This is a genomic window from Protofrankia sp. Cas4 (genome assembly GCF_963555915.1).
In the GTDB taxonomy this organism is placed as follows: Bacteria; Actinomycetota; Actinomycetes; order Frankiales; family Frankiaceae; genus Protofrankia.
Map to the genome: position 1 here is coordinate 3,852 of NZ_CAUVXL010000257.1, position 10,152 is coordinate 14,003.

9 protein-coding genes and 2 pseudogenes are annotated in these 10,152 nt (G+C 66.0%); 3 read left to right on the forward strand and 8 right to left on the reverse strand.

Features of this window, described 5'->3' with window-relative positions; genetic code table 11:
• Positions 1-37: 37 nt before the first annotated feature.
• Positions 38-1,018 (reverse strand): ABC transporter ATP-binding protein, encoded by a 981-nt coding sequence (locus tag U9979_RS23180; protein ID WP_322748541.1) that lies wholly within the window; start codon positions 1,016-1,018, stop codon positions 38-40.
• Between the two features lie 260 nt (positions 1,019-1,278).
• The gene (locus U9979_RS23185; RefSeq protein ID WP_322780950.1) at positions 1,279-2,058 is read right to left on the reverse strand and encodes an aminotransferase class IV family protein; all 780 of its coding nucleotides are present in this window, start codon (positions 2,056-2,058) and stop codon (positions 1,279-1,281) included.
• Positions 2,059-2,440: 382 nt separating this feature from the next.
• On the opposite strand from U9979_RS23185, the gene fdxB reads away from it, so the two are divergent.
• Together fdxB and U9979_RS25415 are read left to right on the forward strand one after the other, a co-directional pair.
• Positions 2,441-2,740, forward strand: coding sequence for a ferredoxin III, nif-specific (fdxB, locus tag U9979_RS23190; protein ID WP_322751173.1), 300 nt, complete (start codon positions 2,441-2,443; stop codon positions 2,738-2,740).
• Positions 2,741-2,941: 201 nt separating this feature from the next.
• Positions 2,942-3,142: pseudogene (locus U9979_RS25415) on the forward strand (histidine kinase); the annotation flags it as partial.
• A gap of 735 nt (positions 3,143-3,877) precedes the next feature.
• Here the strand turns inward: U9979_RS25415 and U9979_RS23200 are convergent.
• Both U9979_RS23200 and U9979_RS23205 read right to left on the reverse strand, forming a co-directional pair.
• The gene (locus U9979_RS23200; RefSeq protein WP_322780951.1) at positions 3,878-4,687 is read right to left on the reverse strand and encodes a sigma 54 modulation/S30EA ribosomal C-terminal domain-containing protein; all 810 of its coding nucleotides are present in this window, start codon (positions 4,685-4,687) and stop codon (positions 3,878-3,880) included.
• Positions 4,688-4,748: 61 nt separating this feature from the next.
• Entirely contained in the window at positions 4,749-5,345 is a 597-nt protein-coding gene (locus U9979_RS23205; RefSeq protein ID WP_322780952.1) for a hypothetical protein, read from the reverse strand.
• Positions 5,346-5,701: 356 nt separating this feature from the next.
• Between U9979_RS23205 and U9979_RS23210 the strand changes: the two genes are divergently transcribed.
• Positions 5,702-6,514 (forward strand): hypothetical protein, encoded by an 813-nt coding sequence (locus U9979_RS23210; RefSeq protein ID WP_322780953.1) that lies wholly within the window; start codon positions 5,702-5,704, stop codon positions 6,512-6,514.
• 30 nt (positions 6,515-6,544) lie between these two features.
• Here the strand turns inward: U9979_RS23210 and U9979_RS23215 are convergent, their stop codons facing one another.
• The 4 genes and pseudogenes from U9979_RS23215 to U9979_RS23230 all read right to left on the reverse strand — a co-directional run.
• A complete protein-coding gene (locus U9979_RS23215; protein ID WP_322751169.1) occupies positions 6,545-7,486 on the reverse strand; it encodes an SCO2521 family protein in 942 nt (313 codons plus the stop codon).
• Positions 7,487-7,492: 6 nt separating this feature from the next.
• Positions 7,493-8,479 (reverse strand): SCO2522 family protein, encoded by a 987-nt coding sequence (locus tag U9979_RS23220; RefSeq protein ID WP_322780954.1) that lies wholly within the window; start codon positions 8,477-8,479, stop codon positions 7,493-7,495.
• On the reverse strand, positions 8,476-9,384 hold the full coding sequence (locus U9979_RS23225; protein WP_322780955.1) for an SCO2523 family variant P-loop protein: 909 nt from the start codon (positions 9,382-9,384) through the stop codon (positions 8,476-8,478). Before U9979_RS23225 ends, U9979_RS23220 begins: the two co-directional genes overlap by 4 nt.
• Positions 9,385-9,386: 2 nt before the next feature.
• Positions 9,387-10,152: pseudogene (locus tag U9979_RS23230) on the reverse strand (hypothetical protein); the annotation flags it as partial.

A 10,152-nucleotide genomic window follows, 5' to 3' on the forward strand; every position in this document is an offset into this window, starting at 1 on the left:
GGGGTGGCCCTGTCGGGAGTGGCCATGTTGGGAACGATCATTGCGTTTCAGTGCCTTCCACTGGGGACGCCCGGCCCAGGGCGCCGCGATGGACGGTGCTCGCTTCGGTCAGCGCGGTGAACGCCTCTTCGAGGGATGTGTCGGCCGGGGACAGTTCCACCAGTCGCAGGCCGTGCGCCACGGCCATGTCGAAGATCGCTCCGCTGTCCATCCCGCGGACGGTGAGCAGGTCGGACGAGGTGCCGTCCCGCTCGACGCCCGCTGCCGGCGCGCCTTTTTGATCATCGACCTGGGCGCCGTGCCGGCGCAGCACGGCGGCGAGCTCCCCGGCCCTGGGGCTTCGCACCACGACCGACGGGCCGCCGTGACCGGCGATGATCCGTTCGACCGAGTCGGCCGCGAGCAGGCGGCCCCGCCCGATGACGACCAGCCGGTCGGCGATCTGCGCGATCTCGGCGATGAGATGGCTGGACAGGAAGACCGTGCGGCCTTCCCGGGCAAGCGTGGCCAGCAGCTTTCTGATCCAGGTGATGCCGTCGGGATCAAGGCCGTTGGCCGGCTCGTCGAGCACCAACGTCGGTGGGTCGCCGAGCAGCGCCGCCGCCATTCCGAGCCGTTGCGTCATTCCGAGGGAAAGCCGGCCGGCCGGCGTCCCGGCGGCGTCACCCAGGCCCACCATCTCCAGGACGGTGTCGATGCGGTGGCGGGCAATCCCGTTGCTCGCGCACAGCCAGCGCAGGTGGTCATGGGGTGTACGGGCCGGATCAACCGCCCCGGCATCGAGTAGCACCCCGATTTCCCGTACCGGTTGGCGATGCTGGTGGAAAGGCCGGCCATTGACGGTGACCACGCCGTCCGACGGTCGGTCGAGCCCCACAATCATCCGCATAGTGGTGGATTTTCCGGCACCGTTCGGCCCGAGGAAGCCGGTCACCGCACCGGCTCCCGCACCGAAGGTCAGGCCATTCACCACCGTCCTGCGGCCGTACCGTTTCGTGAGACCGATGGCCTCAATCATTCGTTCCTCCGGTCGTGGACTCCGGTATTCCGGCTGACGCCGCGACGCTTGGCCGTCGGGGGAGTGCCGTTGCCGTTCGCCGGTGGCGTCGGTGCGCCGATCCCGGCCTTTGTCAGGCATTCCTGAATCTGATCGCGGGTCTGGCTGCATCGGTTGTTCACGGTGATGTGCGAAAACACAGGGAAATCACTGGCGGCCACAGGATGTGCACAGGTGAATCATGTATGTGGCCGGGTATCGCATCGGCCTTCCGCACACGGTCACAGCGGTTCCCCGGGGATGTCGAGGTACTCCTTGCGCAGTAGTTGGATTACGGGATGATCGCTGGCTGTCACGATGTCGTCGATGGCACTGATCGCGCGCACGCCGATGGCTGCGTTGGTGGCGAAAGCGGCGTGCATGTCGCGAATCGCCGCCAGTCGGACAGGTTGAGTGATGGTCCGCTCATGCGTCCGCTTGAGCAATTTCATGGTCACGCCGGCGAGGCAGTCCGCGTCGGGCCAGATCACCCGGTCACCGTCGAAGAATCCGATGTTCCAGGTAGCACCTTCGGACACGAAGGAGTCCGTATCGGTGAAGAGCACGTCGTCCAATCCGCCCAGCTGCGCGTCGCGGCGATGACGAAGAGGGCCGAATAGCCCTACATGTTTGACGGTCGGCATGTCCCGGCAGTATCGGACCGAGTGGAGTCGCAGCGCAGCCAGCGGGCGGGCGGCTGCCGGTCGTGTGGTCACCAGGACACGCGGTTTCGCCGCGGCGCCCGGATGCCCGATCTCGAGTGCCGGGTCGAAGATCGTGATCCGGACGACGAACGACCCGGTACCGCCGCCGACGGCACGGTGGACGAGGTCCCGGACTTTCTGCGTGTCCAGGTCGGCGCCGAAGACCGTCTGACAGTCCTGGACCAGCCGATCCAGATGAAGGGAGAGCCCACGGACACGGTGGTTGTCAATTCGCATGGAGGTGAAGTGGCCGTAGTTCGCCAGCGCCAGCGCCGCGAGTTCATCGGGACCGACCGGTACGCCATCCAGTTCCATCATGCGCCCATATTTCCCTGGGGGCCTCCGGATGTGCAAGAAGGGCCATGGTCGCGCACCCTTTGGCCAGACTCCCCCGAGGGCCTCCGGGCGCGCGAGAAGGGGCATGGTCGCGCGCCCTGCGGCCGGTTGTCCCCCAGCGTGGCCGGTACCCGTTCGGGCACGTCCGGCCGGGCCAGCCGGCTCGTTGAACGAGGTCGGGTGGCCCGGTAATTGTGGCCCTGTGGCCCGACCTGGGTGTATGCCGTGGCCGTCCAAGATAGCATTGAAAGGCGACAGGAGTGAATCCGACGCCCACAAGGCTCACAAGGCCTGACGCCCAAGGTCGAGTGACTTTTGTTCTTCTCATGCGGCCGAATGCCCAGTTGAATCCAGGAGAATTCATATGAGCCACGTTCAGTTCGCCACCCGCGATGCCAGCCCGTGGGTGCCTCATTACATTATGGCCATCGACCAGGCCAAGTGCATCGGTTGCGGCCGTTGCTTCAAGGTGTGCGGTCAGGGTGTGCTGAAGCTGATGGGCCTCAACGAGGACGATGAGTTGGTCGACCCCTTCGACGAGGAGCAGGAGATCGAACGTAAGGTCATGACCGTTGATGCCGCCGGCAACTGCATCGGCTGTGCAGCCTGCGTCCGGGTATGTGCTCCGCGCTGCCACACCTACGCTCCGGCGGACGCGGCCTGACCCGCCGCTGCCGCTGCGCTGTTCCCGCCGGGAGGCGACCGGATCGGGTGGCTGTGCGGCTACCGACAGATCATCCGATCTGGTGCCCGGTATCGTGCCGGGCGCTCTGGACTGTGCCCGTGCCTACGGGCACTGGCCATGCCCCGGGTCGCGAGCCGATGTTGGACGTTGACGTTGACGTTGACGTTGACGTTGACGTCGATGTTGGACGTTGACGCAGCCTCCGGCGGTCTGCTCGGCACAGAGCCGGTCTTTCCCGTCGTGGCCCGTCTCGAGCTCGATGAACCGCTCACACAGTTGGTGGATCGCGCCCAGGCCGTCTTGGCCACCCAGGGCCGGCTGCGTGGGCTACTGGGGGCGAACCAGATGGTGGCCGCGGACCTCAGCCTGCCGGTGGTGCTTGCGTCGCATGTCCGGCATCAACCACACGATGCGGGTTCGCCTCGCTCACTGGCAGTTCTCCCCCCGTTTGACAGTCCCGTTCGCCGAGCCTCCCAGGGCGTGCTCCGACCGGTCATCGACGATGTGCCGGTACTCGCTGAAAAATTCTGGTTGTCCCCACGCGGCCAATGCCACGGCCACATGTGACGTAACCGAATCGGGTAGGGCGGCGGGTGCATACCAGCCGATCTTATTGAGCCGACGGTCACCGATGACAGGCGCACCACGGAAGCGACCGGCCTGGAAGTACAGCCCAATACGGTTTCGTGCGCCGTCGTGGTGCTGCTGGACGTGCACCCTCTTAACGATGTGAATCTGATGCTCCTCCCACAACACCAGATTCACATCGTTCCCAAAGAGCGACCGGCAAGAGGGACGCGGCGTCGCGAAGCTGCGGCACGCTCCTCGCCACGGTGTCGTCAGTCGCCACCCAACACCTCCGGTGACTCCCTCCTCCGCCTCGCGATGCACGCACCCCAGCCCCGCTCCTTGATCCACACCCCTCTTGCCGGGCGGTCGCCGCTACTGACCGATCGTCGTGCCCAGAAGGCGTCCTACCGTCTTGATCAAATAGGAACTGAGGGCGTCGGTGTCGATGTTCTTTCCGAGGGGGACTACTTCGACGTCGTAGGGGGCGAGCCCGCCCCGCCATGAGCCTGGCCGGGCACCGGCTTTGCCGGCCGGTGGACTCAGCGACTACCGGGCCGGGGTTATCAGTCCGTAGTGTCCGTCGTAGCGGTGGTAGAGCACGTTACCCCGCCCGGTCGCGTTGTCCACGAAGAACACGAACGGGAAGCCGGTCAGGCTCAGCCGCGCGACCGCCTCGTCGACGCCGAGGTGGGGTGCGGGCTGCTCGCTGATGGTCAGTGGTACCGCGACGACCGGACCGCCACGCCGTGGCCGCGAGTCCGTCCGGGCCAAGCGGTAGCCGGCGTCGTCGCGGTAGATGACGCTGTCCTGCCCACTGTCGACATCGGTGTACAGGTGGAAGTCGTAGTCCATCGCCTCCAGCTCGAAGACGGCCTCATCGGGGGTCTCCCGCGCCAGTGTGAAGGACTTGTGGCGGACGATTTCGCGTTCCTCGGGGGGACGCGGGTAGTACTGTGGGCGGTGGGTCGGCTCGCTGCCGTGACGCCACTCATGGGGCTCGTGCGGCTGTTTCAGCGGCGCGCCACCCCGCCGCGCCTCCCAGTGCTCGGCAATCCTGATCAACCGCTCCCGCAGGCGCGCCTGCAGCAGGTCGATCGCTTCGTGCATCGTCGTGGCCGCGACGTGCGCTCGCAGCGGCCGCCCGTTGACGTCCATGTTGGCCTGTGCGACCGCCGGCCGCGGTAGCGCGGGGTCCGCCGAGTGGGTCAGCCGCACCTGGGCGTACAGGATCGGTTCATCCGTCTCCTGGGCAAGCGCAAGGATCTTCCGGCGCGCGTAGGCGCCGGAGCTCGCCGGCATCGCACCCCGGGTTCCCACGGCGACCTCGGGAATGATTGTCGTCGTGGATCGCTTCATACCCTCCTCGTGCCCTACCACCGCCGTCCGAACCGGATCCCCGGTTGCCGGCAGTTGGTGCTCAGCGCCTCCACTGCGGTGCGACGCGCGCCCATTCGGCGTCCCAGGCGGCCAGCCGTCCGTGATCGAGGAAGCGGCGCAGGAGCAGGTGGCATCCGGCCAGCGCCATCCCGGCGGCGCCCACCGCAAGCACACCGACGCCGACCCCTTGGGCGACAGCCGAGGCCTCGGTGGCCGGCGGGTTCACCCGCTGGCCGGTCCCGTCGGTCCAGACCGTGACACGGGTGCCCGCCGGGCTACCCGCAACGGCCCGCACATAGCCGGTCCGCGTGGTGCCACCGGCACCGGCACCACCAGCGCCATCGGTACTGCCGATGCCGGCGGGAGCCGGCCACCGCGCGATCGCCAGCGCGGGCATCGCGACACCCATGACCGCGTACGGGTTCGGAGCGTCCGCCACCAGGACACCGACGACGCGGTGGTGGGTAGCGGCCGCGACGGCCGCGTCACGGTGAGCACCCTGATATGTCCGCGCACCGGCCCAGCTCGCCAGCGGCACAGCGATCAGAAACAGGACAGACAGGATGACCAGGGCGGCGGCCTCGATCCGATCCGCCGGCCGGCACAGCGGGTTGTGCGCCGAACTGAGCCAGCGCACCCTTCGAATCAGGCGTGTACCAGGATATCGCGATATGATCGACATTGCTTTCTGCCCTCCGAGCTCGATGCAGCTCCGGTCAGCAGAGTCCGCCGTTGTGCCACGGCACGGGCTTGCGGCCACCATCATCCCCGTCGTCCGTCCAGCTGGCTTGCCCGTGGCAGGTGCCGAGGAGGCTCATATCTGGGCAGCCGAATATGTGAGCCGCCGAACCGCAGCGGACAGAGCGCTGATGCGTGACACTTGAGTCATGACTCACTCTTCGAACCTCTCCGGACAGTTCGGCGTATACGTACCGTTACCGGTCGGCCGATCCGGTCGGGACATCTGACTGGGCATCGGCGATGTCCGGTCAGATGTCGGCGTTCGTCGGATCGATCTCAACCGCGATCGTCCGCCGAGCGGACAGATATGTCGAGATGCTGGACGAGGCACGGCTGGACGGCCGCATGCGGGTCGCGGAGCCGGGCCTTCTCGATCGGTTCGAAAGATATGCCGCCGACGTTCTCGATCGGTATATCCCACCTGGCCCCCGCAATCGCGACAGCCTTGTTTTCGCCGATTTATACAACCAGGCTGCACTCGCCCCAGCCGAGGACGGCGAACATTCCACCATCGCGGCGCTGCTCGCAGCGGAGGTCGAGGTTCGTGGTCCGCTGCGGCTCACCCCGGCACAGACCTTGCGCCTGGCCGAGATCCTCGAGCGCCTCGGCCACCGTTTCGCGCGGGCCGACCTGCCGCTGCACGCCGCGTTCTCCTTCGATCGCGCCGGCGGCCTGTTCCTGCAGGTGGAAAACCATCTCGCCCGCGACCGATGCCTGCTTGCGGCGCATCGGGCCCGGCACCGGGCCCGAGGTCGGGGCGTGCGCAAGATCCTGGAGACAATCTCGAATCTGTTATGTGGCTACGGGTACCAGCCCTACCGTCTGCTCGCCTGGGCGTTTGTCCAGCTCACGGCGCTGATTCTTATTTTGACAATTTTTTTCGGCGTCTCGTTGATTACCAGCGTGCACATGGCGCTCACCAACTACCTCAACCCGCTGGGATTCGGCGATGTCGATGGCCTGCCCGACGGCGCCTGGGCTCTGCTCATAGTCGAGTCCTATGCCGGGGCGGTGTCGCTGAGTGTCTTCTTCGCCCTGCTGGTGCGGCGATGGTTCCGGTTATGAGGTGATCGGTACGAGTGCGGTTACCCATGGTCACCAGTCCGCGTTGCCGCGTCGCGTCTGTTCGACCGCCTGCAGCGTCTGCAGGGCGATCTGGTCCCGAATTCGAGCGACCTGCGTGTTCCATTGGCGGCTGAATCCGGGGCGCTGTTCCAGCGCATCCCACAGCGGCGACAGTGCCGGGTCCACCTGTGCTCCGGGCATCCAGACGTGGAACAGCCGTTCGACGGCGGTCGTGAGAATGTCGATCGCTTGCTGCCCCAGCGCTTTTAGCCGGTCGGTCTGTTCGATGACCTGCGCAAGCGTGGTGAGCAGCCAGTCGTGCAAGGCGAAATCCTCGCAGAAGCGCGCGGCGAGGCCGAGCTGGCTTTCGTCCACAATCAGCTCGATGGCGTGTACGACATCGCCGTCGGACCGGACCCGCGCGACGGGACCGTCGTGGTCGCCGACCCGGGCGGCCCAGCGGACCCAGGTCGGCCGCGCCCGTACGGACGTCACGTGATCGAGCTGTACATGACCTTGGATGTCGCTTATCAGGCGTTCACTGACCGAGCCCAGATCAATGGTGGACGACGGTGTGGAGTCCGCCAGGTAGCCCTCGGCGAGCTCGGCGGCATCCGCCCGACTGATGACTTCGACCACGCCCAGCTGGTCGGCGTAGTGTGACCACGCCAGCCGACTGGGGCCCGTCGCACGCCGGAGGTAGGCGCTCGCCGAGCCCTGCAGCACCAGACCTGAAGTGATCATAGCGCGAGACGTGACCGTGCCGATTCCCCGGGCCCGGACTCGGCTTGAGGTCGCGAGCGTGCAGTCGATCCCGGTTACCAGCTCTGGTGAGACGGCGTGAGCGATGGGGCGTTCTGTGCACAACACGCGGCGTCCCGGCACCGTCCCGAGGATCTGAGCCACGAGCGGCGTCGGAAGCGGCGCTGTGTTGTGCAGGAGGCAGGTTCGGACCTCACCGAGGACCAGCATCGGGTTTTATGTTCCTTCGATGAAGACGTGTGAAATGCGGTCAATGACCTTGCGTGGTATCTCCAGACCTTCACTCGCCCCGCGTTCGACCACCTGGCCGATGACGGGCTCGTCAAGGCTGAGATGGCTGAGGATGAGTTTGATCGCGTTTTCGATCGGCAGGTACCGCTGCGGCAGGATGGAGACCGACCGGTAGGCACAGAAGGGCGCTGCCCGCGGATTCATCTGCATCACAGCGGGCAGTTCGTTCCAGGTCTCGGGTATGTCGTCGATCCCGAGCGTTAGCTGGTGCGGATGCGCGATCGGCTCGCCGAAATGGCGCAGCATCCCCAGCCGGAGCAGGTGCCAGATCGACGCTAGAAAAGGACACGACCAGGTCCGTTGGATCACCGTCTCGCCGCCCACCCGTTCCTCGACGTCCTTCCACAACTCGATGTCGAGGAAGATCGAATGGTTGCGCTTGCCGAACTCCTGCGGCGGCTCCCACCGCTGGGTGTGCATGGCCTGGTCGGTGCCGGTCTCGGGAGACCGTTCGCCGTTGCAGAGCCAGCCCGACTGATGGGGCGGCGGGCGGGAGCCGTTCGTGCCCGGAGCGGGTTCGGGAAGCAACCTGGCCGCGACGAGTTCCGCGAGCGGCACACCGTCCGCCATGCAGCAACCCGCCTCGCGCGCGATGTAGTCGATCGACACGCCGCACTCGTCCCCGATCGCGACGAGCTTCTGCAATATTTCATTCGGATTCGTACTATTAAAGAAATAGTCGTCAACCAGAAAACAGGTGCTGACGCGGGGCCGATCGGCGGTGACGCTCTTTTTGGCGGCCGTGGCCCACGGCGCAAGCCGCTGAAATTGGCGACGTATCCGTTCCTCGTCCCTGGCCAGGTCCTCCATATAGAAGTGACCCACTTCAATCGAAAGGTGCGACAACGGTACGCCGCGAACACTGTCCTGATTGCTGGCTTCGGTGTAAGCGACGACTTCCAAGGCGGTCACAGCCCTTCCCACACACCGTCGTCGGTCAGATTACGGGCCAACTCGTCAAAGGCTTCGACGGTCGCGGCGTTGGCGAGGTTCCCGGAGACATCCGCATCCGAGATGACCTGTTCCCGCCACTGTAGCACCGGCTCGACCGGCGTCTCGCCCAGCGTCGCGCTGTGCCCGAGCCGGTTGCGCAGCGCCAGCTGTTTGAGTTCATCATTGCAGGTACGCAGCCACTTCGCCTGCGCCGGCCGGTCTGCGGAAAGCGGCGAGTTGAGGACGGGTACCGCGGTACGGACGAACCGGATCGCGTCCTGCAGCGCCTCACGTCCGTGACCGGCCCGAGTTCCCTCGTCGAGGAGTCCGTCGTTGCCGTAGACGAGACTATGGGCTGCGACGATATGCTGCCTGGTCCAACGGTGGAATACCAGCCAGCGGACGGGAATCGAGCGGATTTCCGGAGCTGCCGTCGCGTTCAGCGCCATGTGCAGAGCGTGTGATCGGCCGGCACTGAGATCGACCACACACACCTTGAATTCCTGGTCCAGCCGCCGGAACAGTTCGATGCAGCGGCGTACCTTCTCGGCGGAGCTGGGGAATTCTGCCCCACCTCGATCGCCGGCGAACAACGCCAGCCGGCCCGCCTTGGCGTGCAGCATGCGAAGGCCCGAGCGGTCGGAGGTGGCGCGGACGTCGACCTGGTACGGGCTGCTGATCGTTCCGCCGATGTAGGAGTGGAGGCCGACGTCCGCGCCGCAGTCGATTTTCGAGATCTCGAAGATCGCTCCAGCGGTGGGGGATCCGAAGTCGAAGTCGAGGTAGGCGACATCGTTGCCCGCGAGCGACAACCGGTAGGCGATGTTGCAACTCGTCACCGACCGGCCCGTTCCGCCCTTGTCCGAAGCAGCGAACACCAACATGGCTAGATGATCCTTGCTGCGTCGATGCGTGCAACAGCCAGCTCGTCAAGTTTGCGGAGCGCCTCCATGGCAAGGGCGCTGGCCGATGACGGCCGCTCACTGAGAATCCTGCGCGCCCGCGTCAGCGTGGCCTCGATCTCCAGGAGACCCGTGTTCAACTCGGATCGATCATCGGCGTCGGCCTGCAGGATTTCCTGATTCAGCAGATGGTCGGCCTCACTGAGTAGTTCGCGGGCGTTGTCCACCATGTGCGTGGTGCGCAGCGGCGCCTCCTCGTACGTGCCGGCCGCGGCGACAAGCCCTTCGATCATGCGCTCGGTCAGATACCACGAGGGCCTGTTGTCAGCGGGATCCCCCGCGGGGAGGAGGAGCTCGACCGGGTTGTCCCACAGCCCCGACCCTGGACCTTCGCGCAACCGGCGGCGGACGAGATGGTCCATCGTGGCTTCGGCGACGACCATGAGGCGGTCGCGGGCGGACACGTTCGCCGACAGCCTTGCGGCCTGCAGCGTGCGTTTGAGAAGCAGCGGCGCGAAGTCGGCGGCGCTCCAGAAGAGCTGCGGGCCCAGGTCCTCACTGCCGTTAAGGGTCATCTGTACGCCGGGCACGTGTAGCGCCACGGCGGGATCGCTCTTCGTGACTCGACTGGTGATCCGGCCGCGACGCGCCAGTTCCTCGAACACCTGTACCGCGCGGGTGAGATCGTCGTCGGTCGCTCGCCGGTTGATGAGGTCCTGAACAAGTACCGAGGAGACGAGCAGGCTGTAG